This window comes from Shewanella youngdeokensis (assembly GCF_033180165.1).
Taxonomy (GTDB): Bacteria; Pseudomonadota; Gammaproteobacteria; order Enterobacterales; family Shewanellaceae; genus Shewanella; species Shewanella youngdeokensis.
In genome coordinates, this window is the sequence record NZ_CP136522.1 from 274,643 (window position 1) to 301,632 (window position 26,990).

The window sequence follows — 26,990 nt, forward strand, 5'->3', positions numbered from 1 at the left end:
TAAGTCATTATGATACATAGAATTATTATTCTTTGTTTGCTTGGATTGCTCCTGCCAGTAGCAACGGCGACAGAGAGACCTAAGATCGGCCTCGTACTCAGTGGTGGTGGTGCTAAAGGGGCGGCGCATATTGGTGTGCTAAAGGTTTTAGAAGAAAAGCGGATCCCCATTGATTACATTGCTGGTACCAGCATCGGCTCTTATGTGGGCGGCATGTATGCGCTCGGTTATAGCGCTGCTGAAATTGAAGCAGTAATGATGAACACGCACTGGGAAGGGGGCTATTCAGATACAATTCCACGTGAGGCGTTAAGCTTTAAAGACAAAGAGATCCGCGACAAATACAATATTCCTGTCAACATCGGTTATAGCGATAACGAAGTTAAAGTTCCTGCCGGTTTACTGCGTGGTCAGTCGATGTCGCAGCTACTGCGTAGTTCAACGGATCTAGTACAGAAATTCGGCCACTTTGATGATCTTTCAATCCCATTTCGAGCGGTAGCAACTAACCTAGCCACTAGTGAAGCGGTAGTCTTAAGCCAAGGTAGTCTTGTGGCAGCAATGCAGGCATCAGCATCTGTTCCTGGTGTATTGCAGCCCGCATTAATAAATGGACAACTATTAGTTGATGGTGGTATCGCCAACAATATGCCAATTGACGTGGTAAAAGCATTAGGTGCCGATATCGTTATTGCAGTTGACATTGGCTCACCATTAGTCGGCAACGAAGAACTTAACAGCTCCATCGCGATACTCAATCAGCTTTCAACCATCCTAACCAATGCCAGCTCCGAGCGACAAAAAGCCTTGTTGTCTGACGATGATATTCTAATTAGGCCAAACATAGGCGAGTTAAGCACTACTGATTTTTCAATTATGCCCATCGCGTTACCGTTAGGTGAAATCGCGGCCAGAGAAAAAACAAAACAGTTAGAGCAGTACAGCATTTCAACGGATGAATTTAATAAATACCTAGCCGCCAAGCGGGCTAAAAGTCAGTTATGGCTCGATGAGCTAAATCGGCCTTTAATTCGCATTGTGTTTGTTAATGACTCAAAAGTCAGCGATAAATTGCTGGCAGAAAATTTAGCATTGAAGGTAGGCGATCGTGTTACCGTCGATGCGCTAGAGGCCGGTATTGACCGTCTCTATGCATTAGATAAGTTCGAGCGAGTCGATGCTGAATTTACCGACACTGAAGCGGGGCGAGTACTCACTGTTAGCACTAAAGCTAAATCGTGGGGGCCACACTACTTTCATTTAGGCTTTACTTGGGAAGATGATTTTAGCTTAGCATCATCGGTGTCGCTTGATGTGGCTTACACCATGACCGACATTACCCCAACGGGGGGAGAGTGGCGTAATGAACTCTCATTGGGCAGTGATAAATTCGTCGCGTCAGAGTTTTATTTACCGCTAACAAAAGATCAAGATTACTTTAGCCGTTCGCGCTTGGAGTATGAACTGCAAGATTGGGACTTTTTTGTCAACAATAGCCCAACGCTTGAATTGCGGCAAACTTCATATCGTGCAGAGTTAGGGATCGGGATAAATTACACCCAAAATGGTTTTATAGAGCTGGGGGCGCTAGGCGAATTCGGTGATCTAGAAAATGACTTTTGGACGTTAGGTACCGTTGATTACGACAGCTACGGCGGCTATTTTAAGTTTGCCTATGATGACTTAAACAGCATAAATTTTCCCACATCTGGTAATCGTTTTGTGTTGAATATGTACCTTCGAAAAGAGGGGTACGACCAAGAGATAGCCGAAGACTCTTCTGATTTGGCACTGCAAATTGAAGCCGACTGGCGTGGTGCAGTTGCGGTCGGCAACCATGCATTTGTGGGGATTGCTTCACTTGCCACAGTCGATAAAGAAGGAGTGTTTACCGTCAATGTATCAAAATTAGGCGGCTTCTTGAATCTATCTGGTTATCATAAAAACGCGCTTTATGGTGCGCATAAAGTGTTTGGTGCTTTTGTTTACCAGTATGACTTAGGCAGTGATGTATTGGGCATGACTGAATACCCTCTTTATTTAGGAACAAGTTTTGAAGCTGGTAATGTGTGGAATAAAAAAAGCAGTATGTCTTTAAATGATTTGATCTATTCCGGCAGTTTATTTCTCGGTACCGACACTGGCATAGGCCCTGCCGCACTCGGCTTTGGCGCCGCAGATGACGGCGAAAAAACGGTATTCTTATTTATTGGTAAAAACTGGTAACGGTGAGCTGCTCTAGGCTCGAGCACCAGTTAACATCATATTATGTAACAAAAATAGGCTTAATAGTCTCAGTCTTAAAGTGCAATATATACTAAACGCCAATTATTAATGGCGAGCAAAAATAACTTAAAAAAGCTAAACCGGGGATATATATGAACAAGGTAAGTCAATTAGCATTGTGCGTAGCACTCACATTAGGTGTTACGGCATGTGGCAGCAGTTATAGCGAGAAAGAGGCTGTCGCTGCCAGCACGACTTCAACGTTAGTTTCTGGTGTCGAGAAGGCCAATTTTGATCCTGCAGTACGTCATCAAGATGATTTTTACTATAGCGTGAACGGTACTTGGTTGGCCAACACTCCTATTCCGAGCGACAAATCTAATTATGGTTCGTTCTCAGTACTCTACGAGCAGAGCCAAGCGTCATTAAGAACCATTATTGAAGCTTCTGCCGCAAAGAAGAATAAAGAAAAGGGAAGTAGCGAGCAAAAAGTGGGTGATTTTTATGCCAGTTATATGAATACCAGTGCTTTAGAAGCGTTAGGCATTACCCCTTTAAATGGGCAGTTAGCAGCTATTCGCTCAGCTTCGACCCATAAAGACATTGCTGCCTTAATGGGTAACCTATTAGTGAATGGCATCTCTATGCCATTTGGGTTTTATGTTAATAACGATGCTAAAAATTCGACTCAGTACGGCGTGTATTTATACCAGTCTGGTCTGAGCTTGCCTGACCGTGACTACTACCTAAAAGATGATGAAAAATTTGTCGCTAATCGTGTGGCATTGGCTCAATACATCACTAACTTAATGAAAGAGTCAGGTTACAGCCACCCTGAGCGCGCGAGTGACAGTGTGGCTAAAATTGAGCAGTTTATTGCAGCTAGCCAGTGGAGCCGAGTTGAATCGCGTGATGCTAACAAGAGCTATAACAAAATGGATCGCGAAGCGCTTCGAGCGCTTGTAAAAGGCTTTGATTTTGCACAGTTCTCTGCTGGAGCTGAGCTTGATAAGGTTGCAGAGGTTATCGTGCGTCAGCCGTCGTACTTTGAAAAATTTGGCCAAGAGTTTACACAGTTTAGTGTGGCGCAATGGCAAGATTACTTAGCTTTCCATCTTGTTGATGATGCTGCTGAATTGCTAAGTAAAAACTTTGTAGACCTACACTTTGATTTTCATGGTAAAACTTTAGTCGGTATTGAAGAGCAAAAACCGCGCTGGAAAAAAGCCGTCGATGCCGCAGATCAAGTAATCGGTGAGCTGGTGGGTAAAGAGTATGTGAAGCAAAACTTTAAGCCGGAAGCTAAAGCCAAAATGGAAGACATGATCAAAAACCTGATTAAAGGTTTTGAAGTCAGCATTAATGAACTTGAGTGGATGACAGCAGAAACCAAAGTTGCTGCACAAGAGAAATTGGCCAAATTTACTTATAAAATTGGCTACCCAGATAAATGGAAAGATTACACTGCGTTAGAAATCGACGCTAACGATCTTGTGGGTAACTACCGTCGCTATGCACAATTTGAGTATAAAGCGATGCTTGCTAAGCTCGGTAAGCCAATCGATCGCACTGAATGGCATATGACTCCGCAAACAGTGAATGCGTACTATAGTCCTGTAATGAACGAAATCGTGTTTCCTGCAGCAATTTTACAGCCGCCATTTTTTAACATCGATGCTGACGACGCCATTAACTATGGTGGTATTGGTGCGGTGATTGGGCATGAAATTAGCCACGGATTTGATGATCAAGGTGCTAAGTATGATGGTGACGGCAACTTGCGTAACTGGTGGTCAGATAAAGATCGCGAAGAGTTTCAAAAGCGTGCCGCGCAGCTGTCGGCTCAATATTCAGCTTATGAAGCTATGCCAGGTAAGTTTGTTAATGGTGATTTAACCTTAGGCGAAAACATCGGTGATTTAGGTGGTTTAACAGTCGCAGCTCGCTCTTATGCAATGAGCCTAAATGGTAAACCATCACCTGTGATAGATGGATTAACTGGTGAGCAACGTTTATTTGTAGGTTGGTCACAAGTTTGGCGTCGTAACTACCGCGATGAAGAGCTAGGTCGCCGTTTGATGACCGACTCACATTCACCGAGTCATTTCCGTGCCATGGGGACACCGCGAAATATTCCCGCATTCTATGAAGCATTTGATCTGAAAGCTAACGATAAAATGTATTTGAAAGAGAGCGATCGCGTTAAGATCTGGTAAGAGTTTGAGGCTTGCCTCAACCTAAACCAATAATAGGAAGCCTATCTTTTGATAGGCTTTTTTGCATTTAGATTATGATGAAAATGAATCTAAAAATTCAGGCAGTTGCGCCAAATTAGATAGTTGATGATGGCCAATAACCCACTTGCTTAAATTGGCTAGATGCGGCTCTGGTATCGCGATGGTGTGCATGTTGGCTGCTCGGGCTGCAATTAAGCCATTGAACGAGTCTTCAATTGCCAAGCAATGAGTGGGATTAACAGCGAGTGCATGGGCGCAATTTAAATAAACTTCTGGGTGCGGTTTACCATAGGTTAGCTTTTCAGCTGATTGAATGGCATGAAAATAGTGTCGAATACCGAGTTTGTTTAAAACAGCGTTAATAATAGTGGTTGATGAAGAGGTGGCTAAACCCACTTTTATACCATGCTCAAGGCAGTAATCGAGCGCTGTATAGACGCCGAGCATCGGTTTGCCTGATTCATTAATATGGTTGACGACTTGCTCAACAATCGCTTGTGCGGTCATGGCATTGTCGTAGTTTGGCCAAGGAAAGCGGGCATACCAATATTCGACTACTTGATCAATTCTTAAGCCTGTTGTTTCGGCGATTTGGCTCAGCGTAATGTTTAAACCTAAACGGTTCATCACATCATATTCTGCCATTTGCCAAAATGGCTCCGAGTCAATTAATACTCCGTCCATGTCAAAAATAACGGCTTGTAGTTTAGGCATCGTCTTCGGTATCTCATTATGTTCATTATAAATGGAGTGAATATTAGGGCTGACAATTCACTTATCTGCGAATAATACTCACTTAAAACGAGTTTTTTAGCGAGCCCTTGAGCGACATTACCCCCTAAAAATTGATAGGATTGTTTTTTAGGTTGCTGAAAACAATAGCTAAAATAATTATATAAGACGATGAATTAATTTGAGGATATGAAATCTAGATGTCATTGACGCCAAGTTATTAATAAATTGTTATTTATCTCTTGCGGGACTGTGATCTAATTCATACTTTTGTAAAGCTGTAGTATAATGGTGGCGAAATAAGGATCGAGCCTGCCGAGCTGTCAGTTTCAATTTGAAGACGCGCAGTTTCGTTGTTAGAACGCCAAACAAAGAGGAATGTTGCCGTGCTAGAAGCATATCGTAAACACGTCGCAGAACGTGCTTCAGAGGGCGTAGACCCTAAGCCATTAGATGCTCAACAAGTGGCTCTGCTAGTTGAATTGATAAAGAACCCGCCTGTAGGTGAAGAAGCATTTATTCTTGATCTGCTTGAAAATCGTATTCCACCAGGTGTTGATGAAGCCGCTTATGTTAAGGCTGGATTTTTAGATGCTGTTGCAAAAGGCGAAGCTGTATCAAGTATTTTGTCATCTGAGCGTGCGGTTGAACTGCTCGGAACTATGCAAGGTGGTTATAACATTGAGCCTCTAATCGCTCAATTAGATAACGATTCGCAAGCTCCCCTAGCAGTTACTGCATTATCGCATACCCTACTGATGTTTGATTCTTTCTATGACGTTGTAGAAAAAATGAAAGCAGGTAATGATTACGCCAAAGAAGTTGTTCAAGCTTGGGCTGACGCTAAATGGTTCTTATCTCGTCCAAAATTAGCTGAAAAAATTACACTAACAGTATTTAAAGTGTCTGGTGAGACCAATACCGATGATTTATCACCAGCGCCGGATGCATGGTCTCGCCCAGACATTCCGTTGCACGCACTTGCAATGCTGAAAAATGCTCGAGACGGAATCGTGCCTGATGAAGCCGGTACTGTCGGTCCAATTAAAGAGATTGGCTCGCTTAAGGCGAAAGGCTTCCCGTTAGTTTATGTGGGTGATGTTGTCGGAACAGGGTCTTCACGTAAGTCAGCAACTAACTCAGTGCTTTGGTTTATGGGAGATGATATCCCTAATGTTCCAAATAAACGTGCTGGCGGTTTTTGTTTTGGTGGCAAGATTGCACCAATTTTCTTCAACACTATGGAAGATGCAGGCGCATTGCCAATTGAGCTAGATGTTAGCAAGATGAATATGGGTGATGTGATTGATGTCTATCCATATGAAGGTGTAGTTAAGCGCTACAATAGTGATGAAGTGATTTCTGAATTTTCACTAAAAACCGAAGTGTTAATGGATGAAGTACGTGCAGGTGGACGTATCCCATTGATCATCGGTCGTGGTTTAACTGACCGTGCACGTGAAACGCTTGGGCTTGAAGCGTCAACTATTTTTGTTCGTCCACAAGATGTAGCCGATACAGGTAAGGGCTTTACCTTGGCACAGAAAATGGTGGGTAAAGCATGTGGCGTGACGGGTATTCGCCCGGGTCAATACTGTGAGCCTAAGATGACCTCTGTGGGCTCGCAAGATACTACCGGCCCAATGACACGTGATGAGCTAAAAGATTTAGCGTGTTTAGGCTTTAGTGCTGATTTGACGATGCAGTCTTTCTGTCACACTGCGGCTTACCCTAAACCTATTGATGTAAATACTCACCATACGTTACCTGATTTCATCATGAATCGTGGTGGTGTTGCACTGCGCCCAGGTGATGGTGTTATTCACTCATGGTTGAACCGCATGCTACTACCAGATACCGTGGGTACTGGTGGTGACTCGCATACGCGTTTTCCTATTGGGATTTCATTCCCTGCGGGCTCTGGCTTAGTGGCTTTTGCTGCGGCAACCGGCGTTATGCCGCTTGATATGCCTGAATCAATTTTGGTGCGCTTTAAAGGCGAAATGCAACCGGGCATTACCTTACGCGATCTAGTGCACTCTATCCCGCTTAAAGCGATTGAAATGGGTCTGTTGACGGTAGAGAAAAAAGGTAAAATTAATGCTTTCTCTGGCCGCGTACTGGAAATTGAAGGTCTGGAGCAACTTAAGGTTGAGCAGGCATTTGAACTTTCTGATGCATCAGCTGAACGTAGTGCTGCAGGTTGTACCATCAAGCTTGATAAAGAACCCATCATTGAATACTTAAACTCTAACATCGTCATGCTTAAGTGGATGATTGCAGAAGGTTACGGCGATCGTCGCACTATTGAGCGTCGCATTGCATCAATGCAAGAGTGGATCGCCAACCCAGAGCTAATGGAATCGGATAGCGATGCTGAGTATGCTGAAATTATCGAAATCGATTTGAATGAAATCAAAGAGCCAATTCTTTGTGCGCCAAACGATCCTGATGACGCAGTGTTACTTTCATCAGTGGTGAATACTCAAATTGACGAAGTATTTGTCGGCTCTTGTATGACCAACATTGGTCATTTCCGCGCGACCGGTAAGATGCTGGATAAATTTGCTTCCACATTGCCAACACGCTTGTGGATCGCGCCACCAACTAAAATGGATCGCGATCAGCTTACTGAAGAGGGCTACTACGCCATCTTTGGTCGAGTGGGTGCTCGTATTGAAATCCCAGGTTGTTCACTGTGTATGGGTAACCAAGCGCGCGTGGCTGAAGGTGCGACAGTAGTGTCAACGTCGACGCGTAACTTCCCGAACCGTTTAGGTACAGGGGCGAACGTCTACTTGGCTTCTGCTGAGCTGGCGGCTGTTGCGGCGCTTTTGGGTCGCCTACCTTCGCCTGATGAATATCAAACATACGCTAAAGAGTTAGATGCTACCGCAGCTGACACTTATCGTTATTTGAACTTCGATCAAATTGCATCATATACAGAAAAAGCAAATGAAGTTATTTTTCAGTCTGCCGTTTAATGTAAATTGATGTACTAAAAAGGCCAGCAAATTAGCTGGCCTTTTTAATGTAAAATCGACGGTAGATATCAATATTAGCCTTAGGGAAAGGGCGTCATACTTTATATCGCGAAAATTTTAAATACTAAATCTAAGAAGTCTTATCATGTAATACTTCTAGTAATTTATCTTCCAGTGCAAAGCGTGTTTCCATGGCATGCCCCAGTGATGATAAATCGTTGTCTAGATGAAACAGTACTTTTTCGTCTTTTGCTTCTGTGTACTTATCATTAAAGTCTAATGCTGCATCTGTGGTCTCGCTAATTTGCGGTACAAGTTGCTGAGCAAGTTCTATACCTGAACTGCCATTGGTTTCACAGGCGGTGACCACTTGGTTATAAATTTCGAAATGACCCTCTGAAACATAATCCATTAATTGATCGCAAAATGTTTTGACTGAGTCAAAGGCCGGTAATGAGTTTTCTGGCATCTCATAAGGTGGAATACCCGCAATTTTGCAGTAGTGAATTAAAAGGTTACGACGGTTGTTTAACCATTGATCGATAAGCGTATTTGAACCACCCCATTTTTGCTGGGTTTTTTCTAATTTTTTTAGCATGACCTTCCCCTTCAAGAATCTATCCCTTACATCTAATGTAGGTGACAAATGCGGTTTTGATCAACCATTTCCCACTAATAAAGTGTAATAAATTAATGGACGTACCAGCTGCCGTTTAGAAGTACAAACTCAGAAAAGAAAAAGCCCAGCGATAGAAATCTATCGCTGGGCGAGTAATGTTTTTGCGGGCTCGATGCGACGAGCTTCTTGATTGTTCTTGCTAGCGCAGACTTTTTATACCAAAGCTAACCCACTGGTGCAACTTTTTTATGTCTGACTGCGATATCGGCATACTGATAGCTGGCGCTAGTTAGAGGAAACTTGATTCGATAATGAATCAATATATCAGTCATAGCTGTTATAAATCATAGTCTTGAGTCTGAAGATGCTTAAGCGGCTTTCTAATTATGTCTATTTGTCAGGTTACTGGTCACATAATTTCACCGATAGAGGTTACTTTATTAACGTAAATGCTAAACTACTGACCCAAGCGGATATCAATATAAGTTTAGGAATCAAGCCAAATGGCAGAATTAAAGAATGATCGTTATTTACGTGCTTTATTAAAACAGCCTGTCGACAGAACACCTGTCTGGATGATGCGTCAAGCAGGTCGTTACCTTCCAGAGTACAAAGCAACCCGCGCTCAAGCTGGTGATTTCATGTCGCTTTGTAAAGATCAAGATCTTGCTTGTGAAGTGACTCTACAGCCACTGCGTCGTTATGACCTAGATGCTGCCATTTTGTTCTCTGACATTCTTACCGTTCCAGATGCGATGGGATTAGGTCTGTATTTTGAAACTGGCGAAGGTCCGCGTTTCCAACGCCCAACAGACACTATCGATTCAATTAAGAAGTTATGCATCCCTGATCCAGAAGATAAACTAGGTTACGTGATGCGTGCTGTAAGCACTATTCGTCGTGAACTTAAAGGTGAAGTACCTCTAATTGGTTTCGCCGGTTCTCCTTGGACGTTAGCAACTTACATGGTTGAAGGCGGTTCAAGCAAAGCGTTTGAAAAGATTAAAAAGATGGCTTACGAAGAGCCAGCAACTTTGCACATGCTACTCGACAAGCTTGCAGATTCAGTGACATTGTACCTTAACGCTCAAGTGGCTAACGGCGCACAATCACTGATGATTTTTGATTCATGGGGTGGCGCGCTTTCGCATCATGCATACCGTGAATTTTCTCTGCGTTACATGCAAAAAATCGTTGACGGTTTAACTCGTCATGCTGACGGTCGTAAAGTGCCAGTGACTTTATTCACTAAAGGCGGTGGTTTATGGCTTGAGTCTATGGCTGAAACTGGCTGTGACGCTTTGGGTCTTGATTGGACAATGGATATCGGTGATGCACGTCGCCGTGTTGGGGATAAAGTCGCACTACAAGGCAACATGGACCCATCAGTACTTTACGGTACTCCTGAGCGCATTCATCAAGAAGTCGATCAAATTTTGTCTTCTTACGGTGAAGGTACTGGCCATGTATTTAACTTGGGCCATGGTATTCACCAGCATGTTGATCCAGAACGTGCGGGTTCATTTATCAACTCTGTGCATGAGTTATCAGGTAAATACCACAAGTAAGCTACAACAGTAGTTTGAATTAAAGGCTCAGTTTACTGGGCCTTTTTTGTGGGCGCTATTTATTCGGACGGACTCGAAAGAACAGGGCAGCAAATAATCAAGTCTGCCCATTAGGTTGATTTAACGCACCATCATTGGCGCCATCTGAGTGTGGGCAAAAGTTTTAAAGTGATAACAATTAGTGTGCTATCACATTTTTAGTGTTTTTTAAGCTGTTTTATCGACATACTGCTGATCAAATCAATATGACATATTTTGTATCTGGCATACTTTTGTTGATTCCAGCTGCGAATAAGCCTAGTTTGTGTATTCAGTTGTAGATATGTCATTATTTCTAGTAAAAATCATATTCTTAGTGAGTGGCACTGTTGTTTTAACCTTTAGAAACTGAGTGAAAATGTTTATTGGTAATAAAATAATTGTTTTTCTTGTTGGCATTTGTTTTCCGATGATTGTCGCTGTTAGCTTGGGCTTGAACCTTTGGTTTGAGCGTGAAGTCGTGTCTTTACGCGAGTTTGCAGCCGATAAAGCTTTAGAGAATATCAGTGAGATTGTCGACAAAGAATTGTTACTGCTTGAAGCTGTCGCGACGGTTTATGCTGCGCCTGTTGATCATAACGAGATAGATAAACTTCGGGATAAGAGTCAGATCCTTGAAGGAGTGAGTATTTTTTATTGGGAAAATGGCTTGATCACGCCTAAGTTAGAACAAGACCAACCGCTCGCCCAAGTGCTACCTGATTTCCCTGAACATACTTTCAATGACACCGATATTATCTCTGGCGCATATTTTGATGTGCGCCATGATACCGCTTATTTTATTAGTGGTAGGTTATATGCCGCAGGTAAAGCCGTTGTCGCTGTAAGGGTGCTGCCTAGTAACTCACTATTAATATTAGGCTTGCCAGGCTTTGTTGCACAAGCTCAAATGGAGCTAGGCTTTGCAGGCAAGGGGATCTTCACCAATGGATCTTATATTCAGATCCACTTAGACGTGCCTGCATTTAATCAGGATATGCCCATTCACTTAAACTTGTCACTTTCTAACGAGTTCTATTCGAAATTATCGATGCAATATATCTTGATGGGTGTTTGCATATTTAGCTTAGTGATACTGCTAATGTTATTGGGTTATTTTTGGCTGAAAATAGATTTTATAAAACCGTTTCATGCCTTAACAGAGCAGCTAATTAATATTAATCCGATGGCGAAAAGCTATAAACCGTTAACGGCAGGGGGCGGGGCGGAACTCAACATATTAACCCGTCGAATTAACAGCCTATTGTCACGTATATACCGGCAAGAAATGCGCTCTAAAATTACATTAGAGTCAATTGCTGAAGCTGTAATTTTAACGGATATCAAAGGCAGGGTTATTTATATTAATCCCTATGGTGAGCGGTTATTAAAGATAAAAAATGCTAAAGCGTTAGGAGGCAGCCCTCAAGTTATATTAAGAGCAGCTGACAACTTTAACAGTGAGCTTCACGATTTCATGGAGCATGGCTCTACATCACCTGAGTTCAGTCAGGTCACTTTAGATCTTGATGAGCAGAAAATTATGGAACGTAGTGTTAATAATCTACGTAATCATAGTGGGCAAGTGGTTGGGGTCGTCATTGTGCTGCGTGACATCACCCAAGAGGCGAAATTAAAACAGCAATTACAGCGTCGCGCTAATTATGATCTAGTTACCGGATTATTAAACCGTAGCGCATTTGAGGAGCAGTTAAAAGTCATTGCAAACAACGGCAACGCCATGGCTGTAGTGTATTTAGACTTAGAACAGTTTAAATTAATTAATGACTCTTGTGGACATAGCGCCGGCGATATAATGCTTTGCATGGTGGCAAAAGCGATTAAAGCGAGCTTAACGGGTAAGCATATATTGGCACGGTTAGGCGGTGATGAATTTGGACTCGCAATTAATGGTGCTTCGGCACTTGAGGTGGCTAAATTACTTAAAAACGTCATCAATAATGTGTCGATGCAAGTGATGCATCACAATGATGGGCATTATCGAGTGGGGGTTAGTATTGGTGTTTCCTATCGTCGAGACGCACAAAAAGATGTACTCGAAATGCTCAAAGATGCTGATATTGCTTGTCTTGCTGCCAAACGAAAAGGCACTAACCAAGTACACTTTTATGACGAGCGTGATCAAGAGTTAGCCTATCAACGACATGCGCCTAAATGGGCCGTTAGAATTGCCCAAGCCATTGAACATAATGAACTAATTTTATATTACCAAACCATCAAACGGCTCAATGCACAGCACAAGCGGAACCGCCTCGAGGTGTTGCTACGTATTCAAGAGCCTTGTGGGCGCATATTGCCACCGGCACAATTTATTGCGGCAGCAGAGCGCTTTAAGCTGATGACTGATGTCGATAAAGAAGTGATCCGTAAGACTTTTTTATGGCTGTCACTTCGAGAAGAGCTGTGGAGTGATCATTGCTTGTCAATCAACTTATCGGGCAACAGCTTAGGCGCCGAAGGCATGGTAAGCTATATTTTGCAGCAACAGACCCGCTTCAATGTTCCAAGTAGTTGTATTTGTTTTGAGATCACCGAAACCAGTGCAATACAAAACCATAGCCGTGCTATGGATATGATTGAGCACTTGCGCAAGCAAGGTTTTTCATTTGCGCTTGATGATTTTGGCAGCGGCTTTGCTTCATACGGTTACTTGAAAGAAATGCCGGTGGATTATGTGAAAATTGATGGCTGTTTTGTCAAATCATTAACCACCAACGCCAAAGATTACGCCATCGTAAAATCGGTGCATGATGTTTGCCGAGTGATGGGGATTGAAACTGTGGCGGAATTTGTTGAAAACCAAGAAATTATGGATCAACTCAGAATTATCGGCATTAATTACGCTCAAGGTTACGCGATTGGTAGACCGCAAGCGCTTGATGGTTATCTACCCGTTGACGGGGTAAAGCGGCGATCAGCTTAAGGTGCTTAATGATAAGTGAAATGCTATCAAGGTGACTTAATCGTCAATTGATACTTAATATAAAAACGCCGAGTAATGACTCGGCGTTTTTGGTTAATCGCAACAGTTTTGAGTTAAGCGTTAGCTGTTTTCACGTGCGATAGCTCGATAGGCGATATCAGTACGGAAAAACACGTCATCCCAATGGATAGCGTCAACAAGTTGGTAAGCGCAGGCTTGCGCTTCTGTTACGGTATTACCAAGTGCTGTGGCGCATAACACGCGGCCGCCATTGGTTACTACGTGGCCGTCTTTTAAACTGGTACCAGCATGAAACACTTTTGCGTCAGCATTGCCTAAGCTCAGTCCGTCAATCACGTCATGCTTACGGTAAGTTTCTGGGTAACCTCCGGCTGCCATTACCACGCCAACAGCTGCTCTAGAATCAAACTCGGCAGTGACTTGATTTAACTCGCCACGGGTTGACGCTAAACAAAGCTCAACTAGATCAGATTTCAGGCGCATCATTATTGGCTGAGTTTCTGGATCGCCAAAGCGGCAGTTATACTCAAGTACTTTTGCGCTACCATCAGGCGCAATCATCAAGCCTGCATACAAGAAGCCAGTGTATACATTCCCTTCTGCTGCCATGCCGTCAACAGTTGGGCGAATCACATGTTCAATTGTCCAGTCGTGTACTGCTTGGGTCACAACTGGCGCTGGCGAGTAAGCACCCATACCGCCAGTGTTAGGGCCATAATCACCATTATCACGGGCTTTATGGTCCTGGCTGGTGGCCATGGCGAGAATGTTTTTACCGTCAACCATCACGATAAAGCTCGCTTCTTCGCCTTTTAAAAACTCTTCAACAACTACGCGAGAGCCCGCTTCTCCAAACAGGTTGCCCGCCAACATATCTTCGATAGCTGCGTCGGCTTCAGTTTGATTTTGCGCGATGATCACGCCTTTACCCGCGGCTAAGCCATCGGCTTTTATAACGATAGGAAAACCGGTCGAGGCCGTCACATCTGCGACATATGCTTTTGCTGGCGCTATTTCAGTAAAGTTTGAGTAAGCCGCAGTCGGAATGTTATGGCGGGCTAAAAAGTCTTTAGTGAAGGCTTTAGATGACTCTAACTGCGCCGCGCCTTTTGTTGGGCCAAATATCGGCAGACCAGCTTCATTAAAAGCGTCAACAACACCGATGGCTAACGGAACTTCAGGACCTACAATAGTAATCGCGATTTTGTGTTCGGTAGCAAATGTCACGAGGCCGGTAATATCGTCTACATTTATGGCTATGTTTTCTAGCTTGGGCTCTAACGAGGTTCCGGCATTACCGGGTGCTACAAAAACAGTGTCTACTTGGGCCGACTGAGCCGCTTTCCATGCCAGCGCATGTTCACGACCGCCGCCACCAATAATTAATACTTTCATGTTTTCACCTTATATAGCTGCGATTTTCTACCTTGTCATTGAGCATGCTTATCTATTGGCATGCGGACTTAAAGCTAAAAAATGTGCTGGCTGTAAACGTTAAAAATAATAGCGTGCGAAACGCTAGGCATCATCAGGTAGCACCTAGCGTTGCCTTATCAATTAATGACGGAAGTGGCGCATGCCAGTAAAGACCATTGCCATGCCGTGCTCATCAGCAGCTTTAATGATCTCTTCATCACGAATTGATCCACCAGGCTGGATTATGCAGCTAATTCCAGCCTCTGCAGCAGCGTCAATACCATCACGGAATGGGAAGAAGGCGTCTGATGCCATGACAGAATCTTGCACGGTTAAGCCTTCATCAGCGGCTTTAATTCCGGCCACTTTAGCGCTGTAAACTCGGCTCATTTGGCCTGCGCCAACGCCAATAGTCATGCTGTTTTTGGCATAAACAATGGCATTTGATTTTACAAATTTAGCCACCTTCCAGCAGAACATTAAGTCTTTCATTTCAGCCGCAGTTGGTTGGCGTTTAGAAACGACTTTTACGTCTTCAATGTCAACCATGCCTTGGTCGCGATCTTGTAGTAGCAGGCCACCGTTAACGCGTTTGTAATCTAAGCTAGTGGTTTTGTTGCTCCATTGGCCGCATTCAAGCAAACGTACGTTGGCTTTGGTTGCAACGACATCACGGGCTGCTTGGCTAACCGTAGGGGCGATGATCACTTCTACAAATTGACGCTCAACAATTGCCGCAGCAGTTTCTGCCTCTAATTCGCTATTAAATGCGATGATGCCACCGAAAGCGGAAGTTGGATCTGTTTGGAATGCGCGGTTATAGGCTTCTAATTGCGTTTCACCAATAGCCACACCACAAGGGTTAGCGTGTTTAACAATGACACAAGCTGGTTCATTGAACTCTTTAACACACTCTAAGGCTGAATCGGTATCTGCGATATTATTATAAGACAATGCTTTGCCTTGTAATTGTACTGCAGTAGCAACTGATGCTTCGTCTAGTTGGGTATCAACATAAAACGCTGCAGTTTGATGGCTGTTTTCGCCATAACGCAGGTCTTGTTTTTTAATGAGTTGAGTGTTGTACGTTCGAGGGAATTTTGAATCTGCAGGGCACTCGTCTTTGCTGTGCGCTGGGACTTTGGTGCCGAAGTAATTGGCAATCATCCCGTCATAAGCCGCAGTGTGTTCAAATGCAGCAATGGCAAGGTCAAAGCGTGTTTCTAATGTCGTGCTGCCGTTATTAGCGTTCATTTCTGAAATCACACGGTCGTAATCACTGGCATTAACAATGATGGTGGTATCTTTGTGATTTTTTGCCGTTGAGCGCACCATAGTTGGGCCGCCGATATCGATATTTTCGATAGCGTCTGCAAGGGTGCAGCCTTCTTGAGCAACGGTTTCGGCAAATGGGTACAAGTTAACAGCAACCAGATCAATTGGGTTGATGTTGTTTTGTTCCATAACAAGCTCGTCAATACCGCGGCGCGCCAAAATGCCACCGTGCACTTTAGGGTGTAAAGTTTTAACACGGCCATCCATGATTTCTGGGTGACCAGTATAATCCGATACTTCAATGACTGGCACACCATTATCTGCTAACAGGCGAGCGGTGCCACCAGTAGATAGTAGCTCAACACCTTGAGCGTGCAATGCTTGTGCAAACTCTAAGATTCCGGTTTTATCTGAAACGCTTAACAGCGCGCGACGAATAGGTCTGGCAATATTCATTGTAGGTATAGGGTCCAGTAGTTATTTTAAGGATCTTTCGGAAAACAGAACAGTTTAGCGCTTGTTATTGCCTACACTGTTTTCCAAAAGTCCCTCTACTTTTTAACTCTCCCGTCACGACGCGCACATTTTAACGTAAATTTACCAGTCACTGGGTTTTTTTCTGTGCGATTTCACAATACGCAAAACAGAACAAACAAGGCGATAATTTTATTACTCACAAGCCTTGACCTTGGATACAACTCCAAGGTTTATACTGGCGTTATTGTCGATATCCAACCGACGTCAAAATACGGTGATTGGCACTGAGGTAGGATAGCGCTGCGAATCAGTTTTTGTTGTCTGTTTTATTGTGCTCGAATTGGCGGTGACTAGGTATGCAGAGGCAGTTGGAAGCAATTTTTAATGACACATAGCATGTTAGGCAAGGAGAAAATGATGTATCGAATTGGTGAGCTGGCACAGCTGTGTGAGGTCAAAACAGATACGTTACGGTTCTACGAGAAACACGGGTTATTGTCTCCTTCGTCAAGAACAGACACTGGCTACCGGATCTACAGTGACATTGACGTCGAACGATTACGCTTTATTTTACGGGCGAAAGCGGTGGGTTTTACCTTAGCAGAGATATCAGAGTTGTTGTCGATTGAGCTAGATAAATCCAATTGGGCTTGTGCTGATGTAAAAGGGTTAGTGGATGATAAATTGGCTAGTGTAGAAGCTAAAATTGCAGAGCTTAATTATTTCCAGCTTTCATTGCAGCGGCTTTCTCAGGCCTGTTGCGGTGGCCCTGAAAGCGCTGAGCATTGCTCTATTTTAGAGGCGTTGGAATCAAGTACAGACAGCGTTCGGTGCGAAAATCATAATTATACGAATGACGATACGCAGTCAATTACATCTGCTCTCGACCAGAGTACTGCACGTCCTTCACAAGGAAAATAGTAATGTTATTACACAATTTCATTGAACTTTTTTTAGACTCCGCCCCTTGGTTGCTATTGGGGTTGGTGTTGGCCGGTATGTTAAAAATGTTCGTGCCGATGGCGTGGATGCAGAAACAACTTGGCGGACATGGCGTTAAGACTACAGTTAAAGCTGCGGTACTGGGCGCACCACTGCCTTTATGTTCTTGCGGCGTGATCCCTGCCGCGGTGGGGCTGCGTCGTAGCGGTGCCTCTAAAGCAGCGACAACTTCATTTTTAGTCTCGACACCTGAAACCGGAGTCGACTCGGTAACGGTATCTTACGTGTTACTTGGCCCATTTATGGCGATTGTTAGGCCGATTGCTGCGGTTACAAGTGCGATAGTGGCGGGGTTGTTGGTGGGACGAGATGAAGATGAACCCGTTAGCAAATCTGCTCAATCAGAGACAACAACATCAACATGTTGCAGTAGTAAAAAAACGGCTGTTAAGGTGGCCTCTAGTTCGTGTTGTGCCAGCAGCAATACAAGTATAAAAGACAGTGCGGCAGAAAAGGCCGCGCTCAGCATGAAACCGCTGGTTGACACTAGCGTGATGACGATGCCAATTAATGCTGCGCCGCTGAGCCTAAATGGCCAAGCCAGTCCAGCGATGAATGACGATAGTGCGCCTGAGCTTAAATTAGAGTCTAAGTCATCGAGTTGTTGTGGCAGTAAAAAAACAGCGCTTCGCCAAATTGAAACCGCAAAGGCATCGTGTTGTAGCACTAAAAAATCAGATCCTGCAGAAGCTGAAAGCTGTTGTGAATCTACTCAAGATATTGCCACTGAGTTGAAAGGTACATCGGTTGTTAGCCGTATTGGCAAAGGTTTGCATTTTGCCGCCACCGATTTAGTGCGTGACACTACGGTTTGGTTGTTAATCGGCTTGTTTTTTGCTGCATTGGTACAAACCTATGTGCCAAGTGATTTTATGGTGCAATGGGGCGATGGCATTTTAGCAATGTTAGTCATGGTGCTTATTTCAATTCCAATGTATATCTGCGCTACAGCATCAACCCCTATTGCTGCAGGTTTACTGTTAGCAGGCGTGTCACCTGGGGCTGTGCTGGTGTTTATGTTAGCGGGCCCAGCCACTAATATTGCAACTTTAGGTGTGGTGTCTAAAGAGCTTGGTCAGCGAGCCTTATTTGGATACTTGGGTGGGGTGTTAGGTGTGGCGTTGGTTTTTGGTGTGGTAGTCAATTACCTAGTCGATAAGTTTGGATTTGTCGTTATGCCGCAGGTAGGGGAGCAGCACAATTTGTTACCTTCGGTTATTGTTTACAGCTCAGGGGTGGTGCTTGCAATATTGATGGCAAAGGTATTGTTCGAAAAATTGCCTAAAAATATAAGGGCGTAATCACTCTGCTCATAATTAATCAGCATTAGTTAGACGATTTAAAGGCACTCATGGAGTGTCTTTTTTGTGCTAATTTAGTCAGTAATGCATTTTGGAGCATAGATAATGCTGCCAATGTTAATCATTCATTGTAAGGATACATGATGAAAAAACTACTGACGTTGTTATTGTTTACTTTGGCGATTGTAGCTTGTAGCGACAACAAGGCCGTTGTGCCTATGAGTACGGATTACATCGAGGGTGTTAATTACCGCGTGTTGAGTACACCTGTGGAGACCAATAGTGAGCAAGTGCAGGTGATGGCTTTTTTCTGGTATGGCTGCCCACACTGTAAGTCGTTTGAAGTCCCATTACTGCATTGGCAGCAATCGCTACCTGACAATATTGAGGTGCTGCAATCGCCAGCAATATGGAGTCAGGCAATGGCATTGCACGCAAAGGTGTTTTTTATGGTGCAAGATATGCCCAATCATGCTGAAGTACACGCCGCGCTGTTTACTGAAATCATCGCATTACGTGCTGAAGCTGATGTCGAGGTTCAAACCAAAAGGCTTGCTGATTTTTTACAGGAATATGGGCTAAGTCATGCTGATTTTACTGCGCAACTAGTATCACCTGATTTAGATAACAAATTGCAACAAGCTATCGATATCATGCAGCAATCTACAATGGAAGGTACCCCTGCGGTGTTGGTTAATGGGCGCTATTTAGTGTTGAATAAATCTGCTGATTCATTTGAGCAGGTATTGGACATCGCTAATTTTTTAATTGTTAAAGAGCAAAACCGCCTTGCGGCGCAGGCGCATTAACTCCAAGCGGGGGATGCTGCAACGCAGAGCATTATTTTTAATGGCGTTTGTAACTTATGCCATGGCTACTGATGTGATCGATAGCGTGATTTTATTAGCTAGGTGCTATTTTAAAAGTAAGGCTATGATTGAAATCACTACATACCGTTATTACTGGTTTGATACCCGGATGATTTGCTTGTTGCCAACCTAAGAGGCTCAGCAGTGTTTTTCAAAGGTTGATGCAACAATAGTAGGTATAACTTAAATAGACGAGTCAAAATACGCTATAAAAAAGGCACTCAATTGAGTGCCTGTTTTATTCATCTATACCGTATTACGCGTCACTTGGTAGTTCGGCATTGTGGTAGATATTTTGTACGTCATCACAATCTTCTAGTGCAGCGTAGAACTGCTGAAATTGCTCAACTTCTTCAGCATCGGTGATTTTAGTCATCGTCTGAGGGACGAAAGTAATCTCTTCCATCACATAATCAGTATCAGCAGGTAGTTCCGCGTTTAATGCAGTTTTGACTTTGAAGAACTCTGTATGTGGTGCGTAAACACTAATCATACCGTCTTCAAGTTCAACATCTGTCACGTCAACTTCGGCCATCATTAGTATTTCTAGAATGGCATCTTCGTCATCGCCAGCAAATACAAACACAGCTTGGTGATCGAACATGTGGCCAGCAGTACCTGGGCCACCTAGTTTGGCGTGGTTTTTAACGAATGCTTGGCGAACTTGAGTAAATGTGCGCTTACCGTTATCGGTTAGGCAGTCAGCAATGACCATGCAGCCGCCAGGACCAAACCCTTCGTAACGTGCAGATTCATAATCTTCACCGCCACCGCCGCGTGCCTTTTCAATTGCACGTTCAATAACGTGAGCTGGCACTTGGTCTTTTTTAGCCTTAGAAATCATTTGGCGTAACGCTAAGTTGCCTTCAGGATCGAAACCACCATTTTTGGCGCAAACGTAGAGCTCTTTCCCGTATCGAGAATAAAGTCTTGTTTTCTGCCCAGCAGTTTTCGCCATGGATTCTTTTCTGTTTTGGTATGCTCTGCCCATCTTGCTCTTTCTCACTAAGCTTTAAAAATTGCCTGCAATATTAGCAGTTTTATTTCCACAAATCAGTTGTAGACCTTTAAAAATGCCAATTGTGATAAATTATTATGCTTTAGTTTGATTGTAATACAGGCTGAGAGCCCATTTAAACTGGAGGGGAATTAGGCGCAATGTATAGGGGACAGCGAGTTTGTCACTATCCCCGTTAGGCTTACAATCTGCTAAGGCTGTGAAGTTGCTTTGCTTTACTTGATAAGTGTTCTGCGGGAAGGTTGTTTTCTAAAAATAACGAGTCATAAGACTGCCAAAAGAAATCTTTAACTTCATCATCATTGATATTGGCATCAACATCTTTAAGTAATTGATACACAGTGTCAGCAGAGCAAGATTCAAGTTTTAGGCTAACTAAGTGGGTTTGGAAAATAGTAAAAATATTATCAAATGTCAGCGGTTGTAATTTTTGACGTGTTAATGGATTGCTCAGCTGCAAACATAGGCCTCTTTCTAATGCTAGTGTACTAATGTTTAGCAGCGCTATAGAGGAGGAGGCTTGGTTTGAGTCATTTTGAACGGCTTTTTGAGTTAATGGAGTAATCATCAATTTGGCTACGGTGTCTAGCAGGTGACGAGACTGCAGCACTAAGTTGTGACAGCCATTTTCAAAAAAGGTTGGCATTGCGGGTAAAAATTGCACGCCGCTACGGTCAGGACTGGAGAGGGACTTATATATGCCGCAAAGGTAGCAGGCATAGACTTCACACTCGAAAGGAAGGTTACGACTCTGGATCTCGATTTTTGGCAAAATATAGTACCGAATGAGAAATCGATTCCATAACCCTAAAGCGATATCCTCTTTTGTCGGAAAATGGCGGTATATGGTGGCAACAGAGCATCCTGCTTCTTTTGCTATAGCTGGAATGCTAATCGACAACACTCCCTGCTGCGTTGTTAATCGGGCTGCGGTATCTAACACAAGATCGAACGTTTCTTTTTTTTGTTGGTTTCGACTCATCAATGTCACCATAATGTTATAAACGTCTGAAGAGTAAACGTACTATGGTTAAATTAATAGCGGATGCTTCACACAATAAAAAAGGCATCACCGAAGTGATGCCTTTTTTTTCAATGTGCTGTTATTTAGAACATTGGTTTAATGATTTCAGCACGGTAGCCTACAGCGCCCGCTTTGTTGCCTTTAATATCAATTTCTACTTTAACTTCATCATTGCTTGGGTCAATCTCAATAATGCCTGAGTTTAACTTACCTTGGAACATGCCACGTGAACCGTTAAAGATGAACATAGTCTTTTTGTCTGCTTGGTATTCAACTTCAGAAGTAATTGGAGCGTACCATTCGTAACCACGCTCTTTACCGAATTCCCAAACTTGCTCAACAGTCATGTCTTTTTCGTTGACTTTGTATTCAACTGCACGAGAGTACTTCATGGAAGGCAGTGCTGGTTGAGTGTTACCGCGAGCATCACCGTTATCAAACACAGTTAGCGTGCCACGAGCTGATAGCCATGATGTATGCTGTGTCCAAGTCCAATCGAAGTCACCTTCACAAACACCGTTTTCACACTTAATGTCACGGCCTTTGCTGTCAACTGGCTGAAGTACTTTAGCTGCTAGCTCTTTGTTCCAGCCGCGTGGGTCGCCAAGGATCCATTTAACTTTCTTATCACGGCCAATTTTAACAGTGGCTGATTGGTGACGTAGAGACAAGATGATTGAATCATCTTCAGGGCTGTAGCCAACTGAGTTCATGTGAGCCCAGTTACGACCCGCATTCACACCTGAGATATCGCCGTATGGCATGTGAGCCAAGTCTTCTTTAGATACAGTGTGGCCTTGTTTGGTTAAATCAACATTCAAACAAACTGCTGATTGGTCAAGTGCCAAAATAGTGATATCACGGTATGGATCAAGAATTTCAGCAAGCATCCACTCTTCTACTACGCTACCGTTTTGGTCAACTTCAATCACGGTATCACGAACTGTGTCAACAACATCGCCGATGTCATTTTTGTAGTCTTTTTTACCAACACGCATTAATACGTGTCCGTTATCTAGCTCTTCGATTTCATGAGAGAAATCAACATAGCCTTTTGGAATTTCACGATGGTAGATATCGCGACCAATCAGATCCATTTTATGGTAGCCTTGGCCTTGGCCATAAATTAGGCTGCCATCTGCTAACTGGTTAACATCCATAAGGAAACCAGCTTTTTTAGGGTTATCTGAATCATGAACCGCTTTAGGATCTAGTGTCCAACGGATATCACCAGCTGTATCAATAATAAAGATTTGTGGCGAAGCATCCCAATCGTATGCACCTGGACCTTTTTGGTTACGTTTGTGTGGGCTGCTGCCAGGAATTGCTGCGTTTTGCTCAACAAGGTAAAGACGGTTTTCAAAGCCTTTCATTGCTTTTTTAACGACTTTAGTCATTGGAGCTGGAGCAAATTGTAGTGAACCTTGAGATTCAAATGGTAGGCCTTCAGCAAAGATTTTGTAATCAAAGCTGTTGCGCTTGCCATCTTCAGTCCATGACAAAGTCACTTTGTTCATCATGCCAGGGTATAAACCAAATACTGGTACACCACCGTGAGTAAGCATTGAGTTATCTGCTACAGGGTACTTAATGTCGATACCGTTTTTGTCTTTCTTATGAACGACAATTGAAACGTCTTTTATAACGTGACCGTTAGTTTTAATTACCGCTGTTTGAGGTGTTGCACCGTAAGGGTTAACATCAACTAGTGCACCGAAAGGACCGTTTGGAATAGGAAGTAGACCTTTAGCTGCAACGCCAAATGCTGAACCAACAAGTAATGTAGCAATAAGTGTTTTCTTTAACATGGGTTTGTATCTCCTGTTTTGTTGGCATAATTTAACCAGTAAATATCAAACAAAAGTTTGAGAGGCATCATTAGGTAACGATAAAAATTTCTCATTTAAAATTCTTATTGTGATCAGGTGCTTGTTTCAATGTGGTTACTTGTTGCGAGTCACACAGCCTGTTTTTGCGGTAAATATTAAAAATGTGGTTTGCCAGTTAAGCCTTAAAAAGAAATCACTAATTCAACTCTTTATTAACAAGTCGTTAATGGTGTCAGCCCTTCAGTTTTCGACATTATTAGGTTATGGCTTGGTTCTGACTTTTTGACTAAACAACCATAGATTGTCTTGTAGATGCGCTTTACCGCTGTTAAAGCGAGTAAAACTAGCGGCGCTAGGTGCCTGTGTGCATTGAACATCAGTGACTTTAGTCGGCTGTAAAATATAAATATATGCAAATATCTGAGCGTGGTTTGCGATTAGCAAGTTAGCTCTGAAGGATAAGATTTAATTTAGATATGTTTCTAGTCGTTAACATTTACGTGGTTGCAGGCATTCATAGTCTTGAAGATTTGTGCAGGGTTGCTCAACCCAAGCCAACAAAAATTGTACGCTTTAACCATTGCACAGTGGCATTTTGTGACAGTGAGTAATGTTTTGGGTAGCTATTAAACATTTTCAAACAGTAGTAAAATGCCGCCTATTAATCAAGAGCCTAATGATTGGACGACAGTAATGTCTCAACGGAAAATAATGTTAACAGTGCCATTGCTAATACTGGCACTTCTTGCAGGTGGTTATTATTGGTGGAATCATCAGCGCCATTTTGAGTCAACCGACAATGCATATGTCGCCGCCGACATTTCTAATATCAGCGTTAAAGTCCCCGGATATATTACTCAAACTTTTGTGACGGATAATCAGCATGTTGAGCAGGGGCAATTGCTAGCGCAACTCGAAGACAATCAATTTAAAGCAAAAGTGGCACAAAATAGTGCAATGTTGGCTAGTGCAAAAGCTGATTTACAAACATTAGCGGCACAAGCTGACCTGCAACGCGCTCTGATCACCCAAGCTGAGGCCGGCGTTGCCGCTGCAGAGGCTGAGCAATTACGCGCATCGCAACAATTGCTGCGTGCCACTCAATTAAAGGTGAAAAACTATAGCTCACAAGATGCTGTCGATGAAGCGCAGGCGGTATCTCAATCTGCCCAAGCACATTTAGAAGAAGCAGCAGCCGCTTTAGTGGCGAAGCAGCGCGAGCTTGCAGTTTTTAACGCCCAACTGATTGAAGCCGAGTCAAGTGTCGCACAAGCTAAAGCGGGTTTGGTGCTGGCTAAAATTCAACTAGAAGATACCCAAGTAACCGCACCTTTTAGTGGTGTAATTGGTAAACGTGGCGCGTTGCAAGGACAGTATGTGCAACCCGGACAAGCGATTTACAGTTTAGTGCCTGACAATGCGGTGTGGGTTAACGCAAACTTTAAAGAAACACAAATAGCCAAAATGCAACCAGGCCAAGCGGTATCGGTTAAATTTGATGCTTATTCTGGAGAGTTATTTCATGGGGTTATTGACAGCTTAGCACCTGCATCGGGCGCCAAGTTTAGTTTGCTGCCAGCTGAAAATGCAACGGGTAACTTTACTAAAATAGTGCAACGGATCTCGGTAAGAATTCGACTGGAAGGCGCCGAGACAGATTTTCCTATGGGGCGCATTGTGCCGGGGCTAAGTGCATTTGTTGAAGTGGATACCTCCACTAACCGCTTCAACACGGCATTGGCCTCTAAGAAGGTAACTCTTTAGTGTCGGTTGTGAATGTTGCTCAGCCTGTAGATCAGTTTGAAGCCGTTCAACCAGGTAGTCGCCGCGCTTGGATAGCGGTCATTGGTGGGTTAATTGGGTCATTTATGGCCATTTTAGACATCCAAATTACCAATGCGTCAATGAAGGAAATCCAAGGTGGGCTTGGTGCTACGCTTGAAGAGGCGTCTTGGGTTGCAACAGCTTATTTAGTCGCTGAAATGATCGCGATCCCACTGTCTGGCTGGCTTAGTAAAGGGCTCGATATTAGGCGCTACATGTTGTGGAATTGCGCCGTTTTTATTGTGGCATCATTACTGTGTTCTATCGCCTGGAACCTAGAGTCGATGATCGTGTTTAGGGCGATGCAGGGATTTTTTGGTGGGGCGCTAATTCCGATGGCATTTCGATTGGTGCTGGAATATCTGCCTGACGATAAACGCGCCATCGGCATGGCTTTATTTGGGATCACAGCGACCTTTGCACCGTCTATTGGGCCAACACTGGGCGGCTGGCTTACGGCTGAATACAACTGGCATTACTTGTTTTATATTAATGTGCCGCCGGGGTTACTGGTCATGGCGATGCTGTCCTATGGTCTTGTTAAAAAACCGATAAACTGGCCGGTATTAAAGAATGTTGATGCCAGCAGCATTTTAACAATGGCACTGGGTATGGGGTGTCTGGAAGTGGTATTGGAAGAGGGCAGTCGTAAGGAGTGGTTTGGCTCTGATCTCATTCGTAATTTAGCGATTATTGCGGCGGTAAATATTACGCTGTTTGTGTATTTGCAATTTAAAAAAAACAAGCCGTTGGTTAACCTCAGACTGTTGACGCAGCGTGACTTTGCCTTGTCGACTTTAGCTTATTTTTTATTAGGCTTAGTGCTGTATTCATCGCTGTATGTGGTGCCTTTATATCTATCGCACATACAAGATTATAACTCGTTAGAAATCGGTGAGGTGCTGATGTGGATGGGGTTTCCGCAGCTACTCATTTTACCCTTTATTCCTAAACTGATGGCTCGCTTTGACCACCGCTATCTAGCTGGGTTTGGCTTTTTTATGTTTAGCGTTAGTTATTATATGAACTGCCATATGACGGCGGATTTTGCAGGGCCACAACTGATTGCTTCAATGGTGGTCAGAGCGATTGGGCAACCCTTTATTATTGTGCCAATTGGTATTATCGCGACGATGCACCTACGGCAAACTGATAACGACTCGGCCTCTACAGTGCTAAACGTGACACGTAATCTTGGTGGCGCTGTTGGCATAGCCTTAGTGGCAACGCTGACTGATAATTTGAGCCGCAGTCATTTGGCTCATATTAAAGAAAGCGTGCCTGCTGTTAGCTCAATAGCAAATGAATACCTGATTACTACGGCCAATATGCTACAAGCTGCGGGGTCCGATCCGGTCACGGCAAGTTTGCAAGCATCGACATTATTGGCTCAAACTATGGCGCAGCAAGCTTCGATACAAGCTTACAATGACGTATTTTATATTTTGTCGTGTTTGGCGGTGACGGCATTGATTGCGGTATTGTTTATACGTAAATCCGCAGAGCAGGTAGAGAAATAAGCATTCTATTAGTTTATAAAAACATCGGTACCGGTTGATTTATAATGCTAAAGTGCTGATATAACTGTTAGCTGTATGAATGGGAG

Annotated in this window: 17 protein-coding genes; 10 read left to right on the plus strand and 7 right to left on the minus strand. The window is 43.5% G+C overall.

Features of this window, described 5'->3' with window-relative positions:
- Window positions 1-9: 9 nt before the first annotated feature.
- Together RGE70_RS01205 and RGE70_RS01210 are read left to right on the plus strand one after the other, a co-directional pair.
- Window positions 10-2,226 (plus strand): patatin-like phospholipase family protein, encoded by a 2,217-nt coding sequence (locus tag RGE70_RS01205; RefSeq protein WP_310469732.1) that lies wholly within the window; start codon window positions 10-12, stop codon window positions 2,224-2,226.
- A 152-nt stretch (window positions 2,227-2,378) separates the two neighbouring features.
- Window positions 2,379-4,442 carry a M13 family metallopeptidase gene (locus tag RGE70_RS01210; protein ID WP_310469733.1) on the plus strand — a complete coding sequence of 688 codons (2,064 nt, stop codon included), beginning with the start codon at window positions 2,379-2,381 and terminating at the stop codon, window positions 4,440-4,442.
- A 72-nt stretch (window positions 4,443-4,514) separates the two neighbouring features.
- Here RGE70_RS01210 and hxpB read toward each other — a convergent pair whose 3' ends face one another.
- Window positions 4,515-5,177, minus strand: coding sequence for a hexitol phosphatase HxpB (gene hxpB / locus RGE70_RS01215; protein ID WP_310469734.1), 663 nt, complete (start codon window positions 5,175-5,177; stop codon window positions 4,515-4,517).
- 404 nt (window positions 5,178-5,581) lie between these two features.
- On the opposite strand from hxpB, the gene acnB reads away from it, so the two are divergent.
- Window positions 5,582-8,179, plus strand: a complete 2,598-nt coding sequence (gene acnB / locus RGE70_RS01220; protein WP_310469735.1) for a bifunctional aconitate hydratase 2/2-methylisocitrate dehydratase — start codon at window positions 5,582-5,584, stop codon at window positions 8,177-8,179.
- A gap of 130 nt (window positions 8,180-8,309) precedes the next feature.
- On the opposite strand, the gene rsd is transcribed toward acnB, so the two are convergent.
- The gene (rsd, locus tag RGE70_RS01225; RefSeq protein WP_310469736.1) at window positions 8,310-8,777 is read right to left on the minus strand and encodes a sigma D regulator; all 468 of its coding nucleotides are present in this window, start codon (window positions 8,775-8,777) and stop codon (window positions 8,310-8,312) included.
- A 524-nt stretch (window positions 8,778-9,301) separates the two neighbouring features.
- On the opposite strand from rsd, the gene hemE reads away from it, so the two are divergent.
- On the plus strand, window positions 9,302-10,366 hold the full coding sequence (gene hemE / locus RGE70_RS01230) for a uroporphyrinogen decarboxylase (protein WP_310469737.1): 1,065 nt from the start codon (window positions 9,302-9,304) through the stop codon (window positions 10,364-10,366).
- 397 nt (window positions 10,367-10,763) lie between these two features.
- A complete protein-coding gene (locus RGE70_RS01235) occupies window positions 10,764-13,328 on the plus strand; it encodes a putative bifunctional diguanylate cyclase/phosphodiesterase (RefSeq protein WP_310469738.1) in 2,565 nt (854 codons plus the stop codon).
- 120 nt (window positions 13,329-13,448) lie between these two features.
- On the opposite strand, the gene purD is transcribed toward RGE70_RS01235, so the two are convergent.
- Both purD and purH read right to left on the minus strand, forming a co-directional pair.
- Window positions 13,449-14,744, minus strand: a complete 1,296-nt coding sequence (gene purD / locus RGE70_RS01240) for a phosphoribosylamine--glycine ligase (RefSeq protein ID WP_310469739.1) — start codon at window positions 14,742-14,744, stop codon at window positions 13,449-13,451.
- A gap of 162 nt (window positions 14,745-14,906) precedes the next feature.
- Window positions 14,907-16,496: a bifunctional phosphoribosylaminoimidazolecarboxamide formyltransferase/IMP cyclohydrolase gene (gene purH / locus RGE70_RS01245; protein ID WP_310469740.1), complete on the minus strand. Its 1,590-nt coding sequence runs from the start codon at window positions 16,494-16,496 to the stop codon at window positions 14,907-14,909.
- Between the two features lie 438 nt (window positions 16,497-16,934).
- On the opposite strand from purH, the gene zntR reads away from it, so the two are divergent.
- The 3 genes from zntR (at window position 16,935) to RGE70_RS01260 (ending at window position 19,629) form a co-directional block, all read left to right on the plus strand.
- A complete protein-coding gene (gene zntR / locus RGE70_RS01250; protein WP_310472887.1) occupies window positions 16,935-17,438 on the plus strand; it encodes a Zn(2+)-responsive transcriptional regulator in 504 nt (167 codons plus the stop codon).
- Window positions 17,439-17,440: 2 nt separating this feature from the next.
- Entirely contained in the window at window positions 17,441-18,820 is a 1,380-nt protein-coding gene (locus RGE70_RS01255; protein WP_310469741.1) for an SO_0444 family Cu/Zn efflux transporter, read from the plus strand.
- 143 nt (window positions 18,821-18,963) lie between these two features.
- Window positions 18,964-19,629, plus strand: a complete 666-nt coding sequence (locus RGE70_RS01260; RefSeq protein WP_375087884.1) for a thiol:disulfide interchange protein DsbA/DsbL — start codon at window positions 18,964-18,966, stop codon at window positions 19,627-19,629.
- A gap of 316 nt (window positions 19,630-19,945) precedes the next feature.
- Here RGE70_RS01260 and RGE70_RS01265 read toward each other — a convergent pair whose 3' ends face one another.
- The 3 genes from RGE70_RS01265 to RGE70_RS01275 form a co-directional block, all read right to left on the minus strand.
- Window positions 19,946-20,680: a YebC/PmpR family DNA-binding transcriptional regulator gene (locus tag RGE70_RS01265; protein ID WP_310469743.1), complete on the minus strand. Its 735-nt coding sequence runs from the start codon at window positions 20,678-20,680 to the stop codon at window positions 19,946-19,948.
- Window positions 20,681-20,888: 208 nt separating this feature from the next.
- Window positions 20,889-21,689 carry a TetR/AcrR family transcriptional regulator gene (locus RGE70_RS01270; RefSeq protein ID WP_310469744.1) on the minus strand — a complete coding sequence of 267 codons (801 nt, stop codon included), beginning with the start codon at window positions 21,687-21,689 and terminating at the stop codon, window positions 20,889-20,891.
- Between the two features lie 125 nt (window positions 21,690-21,814).
- On the minus strand, window positions 21,815-23,539 hold the full coding sequence (locus tag RGE70_RS01275; protein WP_310469745.1) for an aryl-sulfate sulfotransferase: 1,725 nt from the start codon (window positions 23,537-23,539) through the stop codon (window positions 21,815-21,817).
- A 714-nt stretch (window positions 23,540-24,253) separates the two neighbouring features.
- Here RGE70_RS01275 and RGE70_RS01280 point away from each other — a divergent pair.
- Window positions 24,254-25,324 carry an HlyD family secretion protein gene (locus tag RGE70_RS01280; protein ID WP_310469746.1) on the plus strand — a complete coding sequence of 357 codons (1,071 nt, stop codon included), beginning with the start codon at window positions 24,254-24,256 and terminating at the stop codon, window positions 25,322-25,324.
- On the plus strand, window positions 25,324-26,904 hold the full coding sequence (locus RGE70_RS01285; protein ID WP_310469747.1) for a DHA2 family efflux MFS transporter permease subunit: 1,581 nt from the start codon (window positions 25,324-25,326) through the stop codon (window positions 26,902-26,904). The genes RGE70_RS01280 and RGE70_RS01285 overlap by 1 nt, the downstream gene beginning before the upstream one ends.
- The last annotated feature ends 86 nt before the right edge of the window (window positions 26,905-26,990 follow it).